Source organism: Paenibacillus hunanensis, assembly GCF_014645615.1.
In the GTDB taxonomy this organism is placed as follows: Bacteria; Bacillota; Bacilli; order Paenibacillales; family Paenibacillaceae; genus Saccharibacillus; species Saccharibacillus hunanensis.
The window spans coordinates 52,544-69,941 of the sequence record NZ_BMMB01000003.1 but is presented as its reverse complement, the minus strand read 5'-3'; the positions used below and the strand labels follow the sequence as shown (position 1 = coordinate 69,941).

Below are 17,398 nucleotides of genomic sequence, written 5' to 3'. Positions count from 1 at the left end.
AGGAGAACAACATGGATCATACCATTGAACAGCTTAAACATATTCGGCACAACGTAACACGCTTTATGATGATGTATGAATTTGCGCTCAAGGAACTGGAAACGAAAATTGAAATTTTGAATGACGAGTTCCTGGCACTGCATGAATACAATCCGATTGAGCATACTAAATCTCGTGTCAAATCGCCGGAAAGCCTGATGAAGAAGCTACAGCGTAAAGGTGGCGCGCAAAGTCTGGATGAGATTCGGGAGACGATTCGTGATATCGCTGGACTGCGTATTACGTGTTCATTTACAGAGGATATTTACTGGGTCTGCGATATGCTGAAAAACCAGACAGATATTAACGTAATCGAGATTAAGGATTATATCAAAGAACCGAAGCCAAACGGCTATCGTAGTCTGCATATGATCATTCAGGTGCCTGTCTTTATGTCAGATCGTCAGGAATCGGTCTATGTAGAGGTGCAGATTCGCACCATTGCGATGGACTTCTGGGCAAGTCTGGAACACAAAATCTTCTATAAATACGAAGGCTCTGTTCCCACTCAGCTTATTACCGAGCTCAAGGATGCAGCTGATTCGGCTACTGCGCTGGATCGCAAGATGGAAAAGCTTCGCCACGAGATCGAATCGATCAAGCTTGCTGAGCACGAGCATGAGGAGTATGAGTTTATTGATAGTCTGACGGGTGAGCAGCCGTTTATTCTGCCGGATGCTTTGTTAAAATTGGCGGGTGGAGAATCCAAAGCTAGTAATTAAGGCGTTCTGTTAAAAAAGCTTATGTAGTTTCTCTTGACTCATATGAATTGTTTTATCTTGGAACCTGCTTGAAGTGCAGTGTACCGCACGATCACTAAGGCAAAAATAAAAAGAAATATATGTAACAAAAGCAACAGCGTCTGAAAGTCTATCAGGCATGCTGTTGCTTCTTATTATTTCGTCTCTACATAGACCGATTCCTGACGATCTGACATAAAGACAGGCGTACATGCTTGCATGTGTCTTATACGGTTGCTTCTAGCATGAATAAGCACACTTTTATAATTACATAATAATATAATAATGTATTGATGATGTAATTTCCCTTATTCCATCTACTCGCGTTGATGTAGCTGTCCCTTATCCCTAAGCTCCATGCCTCAGGATAAGCAAACTACGAATGACTCGGTCACCTAGTACACGACATATGGGATACAGGCTATTTGCAAGTCATCTGTTTATGATACTGAGCCGTCTTAGTTAATCCCAATTTTAGTTGGCCAGTTGCCATACCATGCATAGCCAGCGCGTCTTTCCTGCTCGATATCCTTGAGGTTGTATTTCACAACGCCATCACGACCCACAAAGATCGGCTTGTTCGTATTCAGCTCATAGAAGCGTGCCCAGATCGTAGAACTGCTGTCTGCGATGATGTAGCTATCCGAGCTGTTGCGCTCATAACGGAAGCCAGAGATTTTGACTGCTTTGAACCAGTCTTCAGCCGCTTTAATCGAGGCGTTGATCTGGGAGTTAGAAGGTCTAGTTTTCAGGAATTTTACGATCCCTACACTTTCACTTGCACTCAGGGAAGGCACCTCAAATGCACGCGCACCTGCTGGCTTGAGTGAGCTGGAATCGTGCTGTTGACCCCATGCAGTCAGCTTCCCACCGGATGTAACCTGTGTTTTCAGAATGCAATCTACACCCTTGTCAACGGCCTGCTTGGCCTTGCTCGCTACACTGCTATCGATAAAGGAGAAATCACCCTTGCGATTGGCTACTTCGTCCAGCAGAATCAGCACGTTTACCATTGCATCGTCATTGTAGGTGATATGGGTATGGTAACCAGAGCTTTTATAAATTTGCGGGAAGCCGCCGTTGGAATATTGCATATTGAACAGGAAGTTGATGCCTTTGATCGCCGCAGCAGAGTATTTGCTATCCTTAGTTTTAGAATATTCAGCTGCCAGGCGACGAATTTCGGAATAGGTAGCTTTGTTGTCGATCGTTGATTTTGCCCAATCGCCGCTCGTTTCGGAATAGTCCTTTTTCCAGCCACCATCGGATTGCTGATTTTTTAGAATGTCGGACAAGCTCGCGGTCGTACCCGAAGCATCTGCTGCCATGACGACCGATGTCGGTGTGAGTACGGCCGCACCCATTGAACCTAATAATGCGATCGAGAGTGCACAGGCAATTGTACGATTTTTCATGAGATCGACTCCTTTAAAATTCAATTTTTGGCTGTGTTCATATCCGATGAATAATCCGTGTTTTTATGTAAGCTAATTCATGAACACGAGACTCATTCTAGCGAAATGATTAATATTTTGTCAATTATTTACTTTCAGTATCACTTAAGCAAATGAAGCAGTGCAGTAGAGTTTGCTTCTCTATTTTTATGTGCAGGAATCCGTCGAATAAATATCTATATTTTCATGTTTACAGAAATGAACACGTTAACATTTTGAGCTACTAAGGGTAAATGAAAGAAAACTACATTTCTCTTTGTTCATAAATGATACATTCTGTCTGCTTATGTACACCTATTGAAAATAAAAAAAGGATTGCCGCTTTCACAGGGCAATCCCGAAAATGATAGCCTCATTTCCGATAAAACGGAAATCGACAGCATTGTTCTATTTCTCAGGTTACTTCGCGCTCATGCATGTCTATGCACCGCGATTATCCACAATTTTATGTCTATGTTAGCTTATTTTGAGACTTTCCGATTGCTCGAATGACACGCTCTGAACAGAACAGCATGATCAGAATGAACGCCATAATGACGAATGGGAACCATCCGATATGTATGTACGAGGCAACCAGACCGAACAATGGTGGCAGCAGCGTAATGCCTGTATAGGCCATCGCCAACTGATATCCCATCAGACGAGCTGAATTTTCTGTACCGAAGCGTGCTGGTGTCTCATGCAATAGCCCCGGAAAGATCGGTGCCAGACCAATTCCAATCAAAATCAATCCCATCATAAGTAGCACACCTGGCAAAGGTAAAATGAGTAACAGTGCCCCTACCGCAGAGCAGACCTGACCTAGCAAAATGAGCATCCGATTCGTTACGCGTAGAGTTAAGAAGCCTGTAATAAGTCGACCGATCGTAATTCCGGCAAAGTATAGCGAGATCCATCCTGCCGCAAGCCCCGGCTCAATCTGACGCGAGCCGACGAGAAAGCTTGCTCCCCATAATCCGACCGTCGTTTCCACACCGCAATAGAAAAAGAATGTCAGCAGTGTGAAGCGAACGCCCGGAATACGAAATAGGCTTCCACGAGCGGTTGTGTCTGTCTTTGACGCCGAGCTGGCAGTCGTCTTACCTTCTGCGTCCGTTTGCTCGTGATCTAGCTCTAATTGAGATACGGCTGCTGATGTATCTTCTGTTCCCTGACCCATTGTAGCTGGATCATAGGATGTTCCCTGATTGGGCTGGCTTTGCTCTGCCAGACGCTCTGACTGGCGCAGCTCGGCGACCTTTTTCCATAGTGGTAAGGTGAATAGCAGGATAAGAACGAGCGTGAACTGTATAACGGCTACAGCTGTGTAGCCGCTCCGCCATGAGCCTTCGGAGCTAATATAGTGAGACATGATGATAGGGCCGGCTGTCGCGCCTACTCCCCAGAAGCAGTGTAGCCAGCTCATATGGTGCGCCTTATAATTCGCTGCGACAAAGTGATTCAGTCCTGAATCGACCGCTCCAGCTCCGAGACCGAGCGGAATGCATAGCACAATCAACCATGCAAGTGTAGGCACAAAGGCAAATCCTAACAACGCACCTGCGGTCAGACAGCAGCTGATCAGTGTGATCACGCCTGTACCCAGACGCTGAATGAGTCGCCCACTTGCCAGACTGGATACGATCGTACCGCCCGAAGCAACGATCGATAGTAGTCCTGCTGATCCGAACGGAGCGCCGATATCGCCATGCATCACAGGCCATGCAGCTCCAAGCATCGAATCTGGAATGCCGAGGCTAATAAAAGCAAGATAGATGACGATGAGAAATAGTGTAGCCATGATAATAACCTCCACATATGTAATTCACCTATTGGTATACAGGTTATGGAAAATCAGGACTATCATATCATCAATCACTAATTTTGCAAGCGTCATCAAACATAGCGTGCTCAGGATTCGTGCGATCTACGGCTTCAAAAAAGCTGGATCGGTATGTTAGCTGAATCGAACTGTAAGCTAATTTGGGTCGAACGATGAAGGGCTTATCCTCTGTAGGAGCCTGCTGTACACGTATCTGCTGTAATACGCAGCCCGTTGTTACTACATGCGGCATGACCGGGGATACTTTTACAAAGCTTCTTCATTCGCGCAGCTTCGCCTGCAATCTCGTCAGCAGATAGATACAGGCGTTGCTGGTTACTCACAATAGCGATCGACAGGGTCACCAGTGGAATCGGACCATAGTTGCTCAGACGATCCTCTGCCATCACATAGCCCAACTGGATATCCTCTTCATGGTAGAGCTCTTTTTTGAGCTGTTCAAATTGCTTCAGGATCATTCGGCATAGTAGCTCCATATCATAGCTATTCACAATAGCGATAAAGTCGTCTCCACCAATATGACCTAGAAAATGCTCTGGCATTGCAAACATGCGGCTGAGCAGATTGGCAGTCTCTTGGATCATCCGATCTCCCATTTTGAAGCCATAAATATCATTGTAGGTTTTGAAATAATCCAGATCGATATATAGCACACTGAATTGCGGCTGTTTTAGCGCTAGCTCCAGATGCTCATCGATCATTCGATTTCCCGGCAAGCCTGTTAAGGCATTCATAAATGTAGCCGATTCGGTGCGAATATCCGCTACCGCGAGCAAGAGCTGCCTGATGGTCACTGCACCACATAGCTCACCTTCCTTGCTAACAAGCAGCAGATCATATAGCTCATCATCCCCGCGCTGCATCGCTTTGACACTGACGTCGATGATGGATTCATAATAATCAACCATCAGAGGCTGAGATTTGGCAAGCAATCGGATGGGCCTGCCCATGTATAGATTGTATCCATAATGGGTCGCCAGATGCTGGTAGAAGCCAACACGCATCATTAGCGCTGGCTCTGTACCCGATTTGCGGATGGCTAGACCCTCACATTGACGATGAAGCTTGAATAATGCGTCCACTTCACTACAGCATGTATCCGGCTCTACAATCGGAACCGGTTCGGTAATCTCACCGATTTTGGTAAACATGGTGGTCACCCCTCATTCTTTACACTTATCCCGTCCTACAATTTCTGCGGCTTTGATCATAACTGGATGATGCTATCGTAGCAAAAAGTAAACCAATTTGCGTCAACGTAATGTAAAATACGAGTCTTCAGTAACTTTTATTGCCGATTCTACTGCTTGTTCGATTGATAATTGACTCTTTTCACCGGTCAATCGATTGCTCCACTCTACTTCTCCATGCGCGATACCCTTGCCCACAATCAGGCGAAGAGGAATACCGATCAGATCAGCATCGTTGAATTTGACACCTGCACGCTCTTCGCGATCATCTAATAACACTTCGATCCCTCGACGTCTTAGCTGTTGGTACAGTGTGAGAGCCGCTTCCCGTTGCTGCTCGTCCTTCATTGCGATCACGATAATATGAACATGATAGGGTGCCACTTGCAATGGCCATAGGATTCCGTGATCATCATGGTGCTGCTCTACAATCGCTGCCATTAATCGGGATACACCGATACCGTAACAGCCCATGATCAGATTCTGACGTTCTCCATCTGCCATCTGTACGTCTGCCTGTAATGCCTCACTATACTTCGTACCGAGCTTGAACACATGACCAAGCTCCAGCCCGCGAGTCATTTGTAGTGTTCCCTGCTGACAACGTGGACAGCCTTCACCTTCGATAGCATTACGGAAATCTCCGATTACAGCGTCCTGTATATCACGGGCAGGCACTACCTGCTGATAATGGTAATGCTCCTGATTGCCTCCAAGTATAGCTGCTGGCATCGCATATACCGCCTTGTCCATCAGGATTCGAATCGAGGTAGCTTGCTCCCCTTGTCCATCCAGTCTATAACCACCTAAAAAGCCAATCGGTACTCCAGTTAAACGCAATACGCTCTCTGCATCAGCAAGTATTAGCTCTGTAGCTCCTAGATTATTTTTCAACTTTACCTCGTTAATCTCATGATCGCCGCGAACAAGTACGAGTACAGGCTCACCATCAGCGAGAAATACTATACTTTTGGCAATCGCTGATGGATCGACAGCTAAAAAGGCGGTTAATTGTGCAATCGTTCGAATATCTGGTGTATGAATCAGCTCAGGAGCAATCGTATATGCGATGTCAGAAAAGGCAGACTCTGTTTGATACTCTGCCTTTTCCATATTGGCTGCATAATTACAATCTGTGCAAAACGCTATAATATCCTCACCCGCATCAGATAGGGCGATAAATTCATGCGTGGCTCCAGCATCGCTAATCGCTCCTCCATCTGCTTCTACTGCTCGAAATTGGAGCTTACAGCGTGAAAACAATTCCTCATACGCGTTATACATGGAGGTATACGCCTGATCTAAATCCTGCATATTCGTAGCAAAGGAATACGCATCCTTCATCAGAAATTCGCGTCCACGCAGCAGACCAGAACGTGGACGACTCTCATCGCGGAACTTGGTCTGAATCTGATACAGCGTAACAGGTAACTGGCGATAGGAGCCCAGTTCCGCACGTAATAGATCCGTGATCAGTTCCTCATGTGTTGGCCCTAATACAAAACCGCGCCCATGACGATCGGATAATTGAAGCAGATGATCACCGTAGCTCTCATGCCGCCCAGACTGTTGCCATAGCTCTACAGGCTGCATTGCAGGCATTAACATCTCCTGAGCACCTGCGCCATCCATAGCCTGACGAATGAGTTGCTCTAAGCGATGCAGCACCCGGCGTCCTAATGGTAAGTACGTATACACACCAGCTGCTGTCTGCCGAATATAACCTCCGCGAATCAACAATTGATGACTAGCCGCCTCTGCTTCACTTGGTGCTGAGCGTAACGTATGGATCAAAGCTTGACTTTGTTTCAACACAATCTCCTCCTTTATGAAGCACATACCAGATGCGCACAATAGCGATATACCTATTGGAAAAGTGGATAAAAAAACAAAAAGACACATCCGTCAGGGACGAATGTGTCGTGGTACCACCCTAAGTTCATTCATTTCTACACTATCGCATGATCATAGCCAAAATGAATCTCTATGCTGATAACGGAGCAACCGGCGTTTGCAACCACTGTCACAAACGCAACTCACAGGATAGGGCTTATTCAGAACGCATACGGGAAATCTTTCAGCCGGTGAATTTCCTCTCTGTACAGCGCTCATATGAAGTAAGGGGCCTGCTCATCGTTATTGATTCGTATCTTTTCTTGTAATATGTAGACTCCAGAATAAGGGATGATGGGTAATACGTCAACTCATATTATGGGGATATCTGCTATCATTGCCCTGTAGCACGTAACGGACAAGGTGCCGTTCCCTTGATGATGTCATCGAGATTCTGATGCTGCAAGACGCGAGATGGACGCCCCAGCGCATAGCCCTGACCATAGCTAATCTGTTGCTGCTGTAAAAAAAGAAGTTCTTCCGGCCGTTCGATTCCTTCTGCGATCATATGCGTACCCGAGCTTCGGGCAAACTCCTGTAGCATCTTCACCATATGCTGCTGATCTGGACGGGTATCGATGTGCTGGATAAGGGAACGATCCAGCTTGATAAACTCCGGCTTCAGGCTAACAATCGCCTTGAGGCTACTATAGCCTGAGCCGATATCATCAATCGCAATGCGAAAGCCCTGCTCGCGGTATGTTGACAGCACTTGCTCAAACGCCTCAAAATCCTCGACCGCCTGCTTTTCTGTCATTTCAAGCACGATCTGCTCTGGCTTCAAGCCATATCGATGAAGCTGCCGTAGCGTCTCACCATTGCGATAATTCGGATCACGTAATACATCTGGATGCACATTTAAAAATACATGACATTCAGCAGGCACAGACGAGTGCTGAAGCGCCTCAACATAACGTTTGAATGAGAGCTCTCGACAAAAGATCTCAAAGGCAAGCACCTGATTCGTTGTACCAATATATTCATAAAAGGCATCGGTATGAGGAAATAGCTGAGAAAAAGCAGGACGATTCAAAATTTCATAGCCCAGACAGTCTCCACTCTGAATATCCATAATCGGCTGGAAATACGTAGTGAGCTGTTCTTTTTTTACGATTTTACGCAGCTCAATGAACTGGCGATAGGAACGAATACATTGCATGGTTACATAAGAGAAATATTCGAGATAGCTGTAGGTTCCATAATCAGCCCGTTTTTGTCGAAACGGTATTCTCATACAGGCATTCATCCTTTAGGTCGAAAGGCGGGAGGCTATTCCGGCTTCAAACATTTGATGGGTCTATAGTAACACTTTTTTATGAGGAAATCGTTAATTTAAAATAAAAAATAAAAAAGAATGGACATCCGTCTTTGGACAGATATCCATTCCCTATGGTGAGCTCGGATGAGCTAATCTTCAAGCTAAAGTACATGCCATGTTTTGCCACCATCTGTCGTCTGCATGAGCAACGAGCGGCGCTCTTCGTTTTTGGATACGAGTAGCCAGCCAACCTCACGCGAGAAGAATTGCAGCTTAACAAGCTCCGGGTAATTCACAAGTGTATTTTGCAAGGTATCGCTTTTCGGAAGTGCCTTCCAGTTCTTACCCTGATTCTCCGTGTAGAACATCACACCGTTAATGATCGACCAGCCCGTCTTTTCGTTCAGGAAGGTGGGCCCCATTCCTTGATTAATTCCACTTTGCGGCTGTAAGGAAAATGGAGCAAGTGACCAGCTTTTCCCACCATCAACTGTGAAATAGCCGAAGTAATGCGTCTGACTTCCGCTAACACAACCGATATTCATCCAGCCCTTCGTCTTGCTGGTGCCGAAAAATTGAGGCTTTCCGGTCGTTAAACGATCACATGTATCGACGTCCTTCGGTACAAGCTCTTTGCCTTCCGACCAGGATTTGCCACCGTCTGCTGTCGTATACAGTCTTGGCATACCGTTATCCTCAAGGGTAGCAAAGCCATTTTGTGCACTGCGGAACGACATCCCAACCAGAGTTCCGGTCTGTGGGATGGCATTAGGCGTGGAGTTATTCGCTGCAAAATCACCGGTATTCTGCATGAGCTTCACCCAGCTTTGTCCACCATCCTGTGTACGATACAGTGCTTTTTCCTGCTTATTATTAGCCGAATCGGTTGATGTCATCACCCAGCCTGTATTTTCATCGACAAAATACATTCCGAGCACGGTCGCATCATTGTTAAATGTCTGTACATTCCAATTTTGTCCACCATCGATCGTGTGCAAAATGAGCGTTTGACCGACACCATTGGCATTGCGTGCGACCCAGCCATTTTTTTGATTCAGGAAAAAGATGCTGCTGCCATATACAGGCGATTCTGAAAAGGTCACCGTTTTGGCTGGTGATACATTGTCCCAGGTTTTACCGTTATCCTGTGTCACGTAGATTCGCAGCTCATTACGTGTAATCCCCCACGCAAGACCTGCCTTTGCGCTAAGTAATTGAAAATCGGTGAGGCGAGTTTGAATTTTATATCCGACTTCGGCTGCCTGGCCTCCGCCTTTATTTATATTGGAATCGGTCGTCTTCTTTAGTGTAATCGTTTGTCCCTGATCTTCTTTGGATTGCTGGAGCTGTTCGCGTACTGATTCACTGACAGGAGCCATATCTCCGCCTGTTGACGTACAAGCTGAAAGAAGAAGGATCATCGATATTCCAGTAAGAAGCGCTTTGGCAATATTCCACTTCATGGGTAATTCTCCTTCCACACACTTGCCCTAAGCTAAAGCGTTTCATTATCACAACTTATACTAGAGTAAACTATATTTTTGATAGGTGGTTTACAGAAAAGTTACAAGCGATTACAGATGCGCGCATTTTCGAAAGGAAATGTGCCGTTTTTCGATCGGTTTTCCACAACGTTGTTTTTACTTTGCCCCTTCTTTCGGCTACAATAGTAGCGAATCTGTAACACAAACTGAGAAGGAGATGATAATTTATGCCTGAATCCGTATCCAAACCTCATCGTGTCGTTGTCATTGGCACAGGCGCTGTAGGCGCTACCACTGCGTATACTCTGCTGTTACGCAACCGTATGTCCGAGCTTGTGTTTATCGATGCCAATAAAGATCTTGCACTGGGCGAAGCCCTTGATATGAACCATGGACTGCCTTTCGTAGGTGGAGTGAAACTCTGGGCTGGCGATTATTCCGACTGTAAGGACGCCGATATTATCATCATCGCTGCCGGTTCCAACCAGCGTCCGGGTGAAACTCGGATCGATCTGCTTAATCGCAATGCAGCCATCTTCGACGACATTATTAAAAGTATTACCAAGTATAACAATCATGGCATTCTGCTGATCGCTACCAATCCGGTAGACATTCTCAGCTATGTATCCTGGAAAAAAAGCGGCTGGCCAGCGAACCGTGTCATCGGCTCCGGTACCCTGCTGGATAGCGCGCGCTTCCGTTATCTGATCGGTAAACATAAAGAAATCGATCCGCGCAGTATTCATGCTCATATTATCGGCGAGCACGGCGATTCCGAGCTTCCAGTATGGAGTCTTGCAAACGTTGCCGGAGCTGAGATCGACTTCGAGCAAGCAGAACGCGACGATATTTTCAACAGCACAAAAAATGCCGCTTATGAGATCATCAATGCAAAAGGCTCCACATCCTATGCAATTGCTCTGGCATTGGATCGGATTGTCGCGGCTATTTTGCAAAATGAGCATGCTGTACTGAACGTGTCTTCCCTGCTGGATGATTATCACGGCATCTCCGATGTATATCTCGGCGTACCATCCATTGTAGGACGCGAAGGTATTCGTGAGAAGCTGCAAATTCCACTGAATGCTCAGGAGGAAGAACTGTTACGTGCATCAGCACAGAAACTTAAGGATCAGATTGCACAGTTGAATATTTGAGTAAAATTATTCATCGAAGCCAGTCGTATATAAGGCTTCAGCACAAGCGATATGAAAGCAGATATGTGCTCGGAAAAACGTTGATATGTAGGCGATTTCCGAGCATATTTGCTTTTAATCCTTTTATAGTTTCTTATATAAAGTATGCGTTTGTCAATGAAGGCGTTTACAAAAATGGATTGCACATACTTCAATAAAGGAGAATAACTATGGTATACAATGAGCAATCTCCCCGCCAGCTTTTCAAACCTCGCTCGCATACGCAAGTAAATTCTACCCATTCATCACCGACATTTTCTACGGATCGTATGAAAGAAATGAATGTACATCAACTGCAAAAGCATCTGGGAAATCAAGCGGTAGGACAGTCCATCATGACTAGCAAAACTCCTCCTATGAATACTAATTCGCATTCGATTGTATCTGCTCATTCACTCCATTCCTCTTCTCCAATACAACGTAAACTTGGTGAAGCTTATATACCACAGGATACTCCTTCAAATAAAATAATCCGCGATCTTTTAGTAGAATATGAAACTCATCTGGAAAATTACATGAATCAAGTCAGTGCAGAAGTAGACAAAGCAAGACAATTAATCATCACACGTGCATTTGCAAATATTCCAGCTGTGGATGGTTACATGAATGCGTTATTAGAAAATTTTGATACCGATACACTCACATTCGGAGATTATCGTAAAATTGGACGTCAAGCAGGCTACTGGATTGAGTCTTATGTGACCAAGGTCATCAATGTAAAGCCAGCTGACGGTCTAAGAGTGATTTATCAGGCGAAACGTGGTGATACACGCCCCGATATTGTGGTCAGTGCGCTGATTGATAAAGAGAAGGATCAATATTTGGATATTGCCTGGCTCGATATTACATCAAGCTCAGAACACTCAACGGATCATATTTTAAAAAAAGCTGGCGATTGGGGACAAGCTTTGTATGCACGTGAGTTACTATATGATCCTATTCAAATATCACCTACTGATCGTACGGCTGTACCTGCTCCAGATGCTGATTTGACAAAATTATCTGAACAAGCAAAATTACTACAAGAAGAAACTCAAAAGCGACATCTCATTTTATTTCAGCGGCATGCTTCTAACTTATATAAGGAATTAGAACGTATATATAACGAAGTCAAAAGAGAAGCAATTAATTATGTAGAACCCAATCCTTTTACTCTTGGAATATCACGCGAATCACATCATATTAAAAAACCTACAGAATCTCTAACCGCTTCAGGACGCCCCAAACGTAAGGCACAAACGGATAAAGACACAGGCTTCTATGCAGAAAAAGAAACCTCAACTGATCTGAAATACGCTTCGTGGACGCCTTCGAATGAATATTTTCTTGCCAGTAAAAGCTTTTTTGAAGACTACACTGGACATAGCGGAATGACTCAGAAAGAAATTGCTTCTTTCATTATGGGATGGAATGGCATGTTAAGTAGATATGATGAGCGAACCAAAACGACAAACTTTTCCAAATTCTCACTTAGTAAATCTAAAGCAGGAGTTGACATTTTGGATGCTTCTGGTGCGGATGGCGAAGTTCTTGTATATGAGTGGTTGTAGCTTTAAGTTTTAAAGTTAACTATTCATAGAACACATACAATCTAAAAAAGCATCCATAAAAGTTACAGGATGCTTTTTTAAATTGACGTTATAAACTATCTAGTTTCCATCTTGTCCTCAATACGGCATATCATCATCCGGCTCTGCTGGACGATTCGCACGCTCAATCAACTGCTGTGCCAGATTCTCAAAGCTATCCGGTTGCAGCAGCTCCACTGGCGAGAATCCCTTCTCAAACGTAAACGAATCTCCCTCCACTACCATCGCATAATGATCGCCCAGCTTTGCAATATGCAAACGGAAACCAAAATCAGCCAGCAGCCCGCGTACACTCGTATCGCCCAGCTTCACTCGAATCTCGATCTCTGGCTTAATCTCAACGATGCGTTCCGCCGCTTCAATGACCTGCTGTGGCTCCCATTTCTCCTGCAAATCACGCTTGTCGCTCGCTGCCCAGAGCTCCAGATCCTGTTCTTCACGCTGGCGCTCTTCATTGCTCGCATCCGGCCACTTTTCCTCTACATATGTCTGAACATAATCCATCACGCGCTCATTCACAATCTCAGGGATGGACTGCTCATACGTGACAAATTTCAAAAAGTCCTCAAAATAACGCGCATGTGACGACTGATGCACCTTCAGCTCCCACTCCTCGATCATGCCCTCTTCTGGCATATGCGGGTACTGAATCGACTTCATATTACGTGCGCTAATCGCCATCTCGACCTCGCTGATCAGGCTACGCTCGTCGGAAATGCGCGCTATCTGCTTCTCAAAGTCACATTTCATTACAAATACAAATGGATCGTCCAGATGCGTATCCAGCTTCACCTGCGATACGATTAGTGCGCCGCCACGAACTGAGCTCGTATCGAGATAGCTACGCACCAGATCATCACCTGCATTTTTAAAATCCTCTTTGTTGTCTACTGTACGCAGACGGGCAAACAGATTAAAGTTTGGATTACTGGTCAACTCATGTCCCGGCTCAACGAGAAATGTCCCGATCTTCGTCGGTGGCTGCTCACTCGATGGATTCTTTTCTACTTTACGCTTGGCGGTACGTGTGAACTCAGCATGCAGAAATTGCTTCAGCTCGCTCAGCTCGTATTCGTCCTCGTCCAGCGTCTGATAATGTTTATAATTTTTGGAGGTCTGGCCTTCCTTGCCCTCGACCTGTAATACGAAAAATGATAAAAATTGAACGCTAAATCGCATGGTGTGCTCCTTTATGTCTTATCGTGGTAAACTGGATCAATGGCTACATTCTCCACTATACTTGAAATGAAGCCGAAACGTAAGTTCTTAGACGCACATCGTAATCATAGATACGTACTACTCTGTATTGGGCTTACATATGGATTACAAAATAAACAACCGTTGCTAACTACCTGTACAGGAGGAACGTCATGTCAGAGATCATCATCAGACGGATCGATGAGTCCAACCAGCAAGCACTCCAGCTACCTAATGAGGCTTTTGATTCGCCAGGTAAACTGGTAGTTACTAGAAGCGAAGCTGGCTGGCACTATCATGAGATATTATTCGAGTCACCGCAGCGTCAGCTATTTCCGAACGAGAATTACGAGCTAGAGCTTATTCAGCGATCTGGATTGGCTGTTGGTGCTTTTGAAGAAGACATGTGTATGGGCATTGCTATATTGGAGAAGCAATGGAATCATTATCTGTATTTGAGTGACCTGAAGGTGGCAGCAGCGTATAGGCGACGAGGGATTTCCTCTATGCTATTGGACAAGGCGATTGAGATAGCTAAGACAATGGAATTGAAGGGATTATCGACGATTGCTCAGGATAACAATCTGGGAGCTAATCGATTTTATTTAAAATACGGATTTACGATTGGAGGATTCAATACGAAAGATTATCATTTTACGAATCAACGTGAAAAGTCTGATATCTACTATTATTTGGACTTTTAACGTGATGAAGGAACATCCTCTGGTGAAATAGATTAACACTTTAGATGATTATAATCATGTCTGGCATACATCTTGAATATATTGTAGTTATCATAATTGGAGGCTATATACGATGAAAATAGATCTCGCACATCAGCAGCTTACGGCTCTGCCCCAGCTAGAGCAAGCTCCACAGGATATCACGGACTTGAATTTGTTCGATAATGCACTCACCGAGATTCCTGACGAAGTTTTTGCCATGACAGCATTACATACGCTTAATGTGTCGGTGAATCAGCTAACGCATATTTCACCACGTATCCAAGAGTTAACCGGGCTAACGATGATCGATCTGGGACATAATCAGATTACTAAGGTGCCTGCTGCAATCCAGTATTTGACGGCATTGTCGGAGTATTTATATCTACATAATAACCGTATTACACATGTTGGCAATGAAATATGCCAGTTCCCTCTACTGCGTTATCTGAATCTAAGCGATAACCTGCTGGAGCAGCTTCCAGACGCGATTGGCGAGCTGGTCACGCTGGTGGAGCTGCGTTGTATGAACAATCAGCTGACTGCCCTCCCTGAATCGATCGGTCAATTGAAGCAAATTCGTGAGCTGCATCTGCGGAATAATAAGCTTCAAAGCTTACCGGAATCACTAGCACAGCTCACTACATTACGAGTACTTGATCTGGAAAATAACCAGCTGTCCTCTGCGCCAGAATCGATTGGTAAGTGTCAGTCGCTTCGCCGCTTGAACCTGCGTCATAACGGGCTGTCCACTTTACCGGAATCGATCGGTAAGTGTCGTTCACTACTTGAAATGGATTTACGGAGTAATGAGCTGGTCGAGCTACCTGAGTCGCTCCGTCAGCTCACCCAGCTAGAGCGACTTGATCTGCGCTGGAATCATCATCTAGAATTCCCTGCATGGCTGACAGAGCTTGAGAAGCACGGTTGTATCATTTATCGATAATGTCATTCATAGTAAGGTTCTCGTCCGATGATCTTATTTCCGTCATCGTCTAAGATGCTTATCTGATGCTTATCTAAGGAAGCATTCTCGTTTTTGTCCGATTACGTTGACGAAGCGTGCCACTTGCGCCAGGTTGACGCATCGATAGCCAGGCATTCACAATGACACCACTCACAACAAGCACCATACCTGACCACATGCCAATCGACGTGAGCATAATACCTAGCAAGATCCATTCACCCAGCAGTGTAAATACAACCTCCAGCGCCTGCGTTGCTTCTACAGCAGCGAGGCGTGCGGGGTGACTGCGTGCCTGATCGGTAGCCCCGAAGAACAATACCGTAGCAATTACGCCGGAAAAGAGTGCCACCAGAAACGATTGTCCGATCTGTCCTCCAGACGGGGCTCCATCCTGCCAGAAGCCGAATAGCGAGAGTATTACCCAAAAGGGTAGGCTCGCAATGCTCATCCCCAGTGTACGCTGAAAGGCATTCAGTCTTCCGTCACACACCTCCATCATTTTGCGATTACCGAGCGGATAAGCGATAGCCGCTATTAGAATTAAAGCAATCCCTTGCCAGCTCCCTGCACCAGCCCGTGCCTGTTCTAACTGCATCAAGCCGATACCGATCAGCATGATGAGTGCGATAAGAAGCGCACTACGCGGAATACGTCCCCGTTGACGTACAATACCCTGACTTCCTTTATATGTAAAAAAGAATAACGGCGATAGCAGCATTCCAGCTACAATCGTAAATTGAAAGCCTGCGGCGGTTAGCCAGGCAGGAGCGTACATAGCCGATGCGCATAATGGTGCATAAAATAAGCCGAAGCCGACCGTGCTCCATACGAGCCACTGTACAGGCTGACGACGCAGCTCGCTCCATACAGGTACTAGCTCCTTACGCATAAGCACCAGCATGCCGAGCAAAGGCACCATAAAAAAGTAACGCAATGCGCCGCTCCATATCCAGTAGCCCCCATCCACCTCCATGAGACGATTCAGTACAAAGCTAGAAGCGAAGAAAAACGATGCCGCTACGCCAATCCAGACCGCCCTCATAATGAATCCGTACTTTCTTGCTGACTATGCTGATGATCTTTGGTAAGAGTCTGAGCGGAATGAGACGTCTGATCAGTCTTCGCCGTGGAATCATCGGCTGTCTGCCCCTCCTCTTGCAGCCATGCTGCCAGACTAAGCCAGTTCTGTTCCATCTCAGCAGCAGCCAGAGACGTATCCCCTTGCTTGCAGGCAGCGATAATACGCTTATGATCCTCTGGAGAATGGGTATGATCAATGCTACTGAATTTAGCAAGCTCCAGGCGTCGGATTTTGGACATTACCGATTGTAGCGCCTTCTCCAGCTCTGGATTCGCACATGCTAGTACCAGGACACGATGAAATCGATCATCTGCCTCAATCGCTGCGATCGCATCCTGCTGCTGCAAAGCAGTAATAAGCTGTTCATTAGCCTGCTCTAGCTCATTAAGATGTGGTTCTTGAAGCTGAGGTACAGCCAGACGCGTAGCAAGAGCATGGAGCGCTGCGGCGACTGGAAAGGCATGACGTGCCGCATCATTATACAGTGGCGCAATTCGTGTAATCGCACCGGGAAAGGATTCGACGAGTCCCTCATCCTCCAATCGCTTCAGCGCTTCTCGGACAGGTGTACGACTAACCCCAAAGCGCGCTGCTAGCTCATTATCATTTAGCTTTTGCTCCGGCGCTAGCTCCAGCATGATGATACTTTGTCGTAGAGCAGTATAGACTTGATCACGTAATGAGGTTCGGTTGATTTTTTGGATTCCTATTTGCTGCATATGTACATCTCCCTTATCGAGCATTTGTTAAAACCAATATATTGCAT

At 45.6% G+C, this 17,398-nt stretch carries 14 protein-coding genes; 5 read left to right on the top strand and 9 right to left on the bottom strand.

The genetic code is table 11. From position 1 onward, the window contains the following. The first annotated feature begins 11 nt into the window (after positions 1-11). Entirely contained in the window at positions 12-761 is a 750-nt protein-coding gene (locus IEX62_RS06665) for a GTP pyrophosphokinase (protein WP_188774666.1), read from the top strand. A gap of 476 nt (positions 762-1,237) precedes the next feature. Here IEX62_RS06665 and pelA read toward each other — a convergent pair whose 3' ends face one another. The 6 genes from pelA to IEX62_RS06635 all read right to left on the bottom strand — a co-directional run bounded on the left by pelA (position 1,238) and on the right by IEX62_RS06635 (position 9,859). Next, positions 1,238-2,194, bottom strand: a complete 957-nt coding sequence (pelA, locus tag IEX62_RS06660; protein ID WP_188774665.1) for a pectate lyase — start codon at positions 2,192-2,194, stop codon at positions 1,238-1,240. Between the two features lie 490 nt (positions 2,195-2,684). Further along, entirely contained in the window at positions 2,685-4,013 is a 1,329-nt protein-coding gene (locus IEX62_RS06655; protein WP_188774664.1) for an MFS transporter, read from the bottom strand. A gap of 203 nt (positions 4,014-4,216) precedes the next feature. After that, positions 4,217-5,206: a GGDEF domain-containing protein gene (locus IEX62_RS06650; RefSeq protein ID WP_188774663.1), complete on the bottom strand. Its 990-nt coding sequence runs from the start codon at positions 5,204-5,206 to the stop codon at positions 4,217-4,219. A gap of 102 nt (positions 5,207-5,308) precedes the next feature. Beyond that, the gene (locus IEX62_RS06645; protein WP_229685657.1) at positions 5,309-7,057 is read right to left on the bottom strand and encodes a proline--tRNA ligase; all 1,749 of its coding nucleotides are present in this window, start codon (positions 7,055-7,057) and stop codon (positions 5,309-5,311) included. 415 nt (positions 7,058-7,472) lie between these two features. After that, positions 7,473-8,372 carry an EAL domain-containing protein gene (locus IEX62_RS06640; RefSeq protein WP_188774661.1) on the bottom strand — a complete coding sequence of 300 codons (900 nt, stop codon included), beginning with the start codon at positions 8,370-8,372 and terminating at the stop codon, positions 7,473-7,475. Between the two features lie 185 nt (positions 8,373-8,557). Further along, positions 8,558-9,859: a WD40/YVTN/BNR-like repeat-containing protein gene (locus tag IEX62_RS06635; protein ID WP_188774660.1), complete on the bottom strand. Its 1,302-nt coding sequence runs from the start codon at positions 9,857-9,859 to the stop codon at positions 8,558-8,560. A gap of 248 nt (positions 9,860-10,107) precedes the next feature. On the opposite strand from IEX62_RS06635, the gene IEX62_RS06630 reads away from it, so the two are divergent. Both IEX62_RS06630 and IEX62_RS06625 read left to right on the top strand, forming a co-directional pair. After that, positions 10,108-11,037, top strand: a complete 930-nt coding sequence (locus IEX62_RS06630; RefSeq protein WP_188774659.1) for an L-lactate dehydrogenase — start codon at positions 10,108-10,110, stop codon at positions 11,035-11,037. A gap of 209 nt (positions 11,038-11,246) precedes the next feature. Beyond that, entirely contained in the window at positions 11,247-12,626 is a 1,380-nt protein-coding gene (locus IEX62_RS06625) for a hypothetical protein (protein ID WP_188774658.1), read from the top strand. Positions 12,627-12,743: 117 nt separating this feature from the next. On the opposite strand, the gene IEX62_RS06620 is transcribed toward IEX62_RS06625, so the two are convergent. Then, entirely contained in the window at positions 12,744-13,844 is a 1,101-nt protein-coding gene (locus IEX62_RS06620) for a DUF3900 domain-containing protein (protein WP_188774657.1), read from the bottom strand. Between the two features lie 191 nt (positions 13,845-14,035). Here IEX62_RS06620 and IEX62_RS06615 point away from each other — a divergent pair, with 191 nt between their 5' ends. After that, on the top strand, positions 14,036-14,566 hold the full coding sequence (locus IEX62_RS06615) for a GNAT family N-acetyltransferase (RefSeq protein WP_188774656.1): 531 nt from the start codon (positions 14,036-14,038) through the stop codon (positions 14,564-14,566). 112 nt (positions 14,567-14,678) lie between these two features. After that, a complete protein-coding gene (locus IEX62_RS06610) occupies positions 14,679-15,530 on the top strand; it encodes a leucine-rich repeat domain-containing protein (RefSeq protein WP_188774655.1) in 852 nt (283 codons plus the stop codon). A gap of 73 nt (positions 15,531-15,603) precedes the next feature. Here the strand turns inward: IEX62_RS06610 and IEX62_RS06605 are convergent, their stop codons facing one another. Further along, positions 15,604-16,593 (bottom strand): DMT family transporter, encoded by a 990-nt coding sequence (locus IEX62_RS06605; RefSeq protein WP_188774654.1) that lies wholly within the window; start codon positions 16,591-16,593, stop codon positions 15,604-15,606. Further along, positions 16,590-17,351, bottom strand: a complete 762-nt coding sequence (locus IEX62_RS06600) for a GntR family transcriptional regulator (RefSeq protein ID WP_188774653.1) — start codon at positions 17,349-17,351, stop codon at positions 16,590-16,592. The genes IEX62_RS06605 and IEX62_RS06600 overlap by 4 nt, the downstream gene beginning before the upstream one ends. Positions 17,352-17,398: the final 47 nt, after the last annotated feature.

Excerpts from the sequence above, each read along its gene's own strand:
- IEX62_RS06640 (WP_188774661.1), bottom strand. The coding sequence starts at position 8,372 with ATGAGAATACCGTTTCGACAAAAACGGGCTGATTATGGAACCTACAGC.
- IEX62_RS06600 (WP_188774653.1), bottom strand. The coding sequence starts at position 17,351 with ATGCAGCAAATAGGAATCCAAAAAATCAACCGAACCTCATTACGTGAT.
- pelA (WP_188774665.1), bottom strand. The coding sequence starts at position 2,194 with ATGAAAAATCGTACAATTGCCTGTGCACTCTCGATCGCATTATTAGGT.
- IEX62_RS06620 (WP_188774657.1), bottom strand. The coding sequence starts at position 13,844 with ATGCGATTTAGCGTTCAATTTTTATCATTTTTCGTATTACAGGTCGAG.
- IEX62_RS06605 (WP_188774654.1), bottom strand. The coding sequence starts at position 16,593 with ATGAGGGCGGTCTGGATTGGCGTAGCGGCATCGTTTTTCTTCGCTTCT.
- IEX62_RS06655 (WP_188774664.1), bottom strand. The coding sequence starts at position 4,013 with ATGGCTACACTATTTCTCATCGTCATCTATCTTGCTTTTATTAGCCTC.
- IEX62_RS06650 (WP_188774663.1), bottom strand. The coding sequence starts at position 5,206 with ATGTTTACCAAAATCGGTGAGATTACCGAACCGGTTCCGATTGTAGAG.
- IEX62_RS06630 (WP_188774659.1), top strand. The coding sequence starts at position 10,108 with ATGCCTGAATCCGTATCCAAACCTCATCGTGTCGTTGTCATTGGCACA.
- IEX62_RS06625 (WP_188774658.1), top strand. The coding sequence starts at position 11,247 with ATGGTATACAATGAGCAATCTCCCCGCCAGCTTTTCAAACCTCGCTCG.
- IEX62_RS06665 (WP_188774666.1), top strand. The coding sequence starts at position 12 with ATGGATCATACCATTGAACAGCTTAAACATATTCGGCACAACGTAACA.
- IEX62_RS06610 (WP_188774655.1), top strand. The coding sequence starts at position 14,679 with ATGAAAATAGATCTCGCACATCAGCAGCTTACGGCTCTGCCCCAGCTA.
- IEX62_RS06615 (WP_188774656.1), top strand. The coding sequence starts at position 14,036 with ATGTCAGAGATCATCATCAGACGGATCGATGAGTCCAACCAGCAAGCA.
- IEX62_RS06635 (WP_188774660.1), bottom strand. The coding sequence starts at position 9,859 with ATGAAGTGGAATATTGCCAAAGCGCTTCTTACTGGAATATCGATGATC.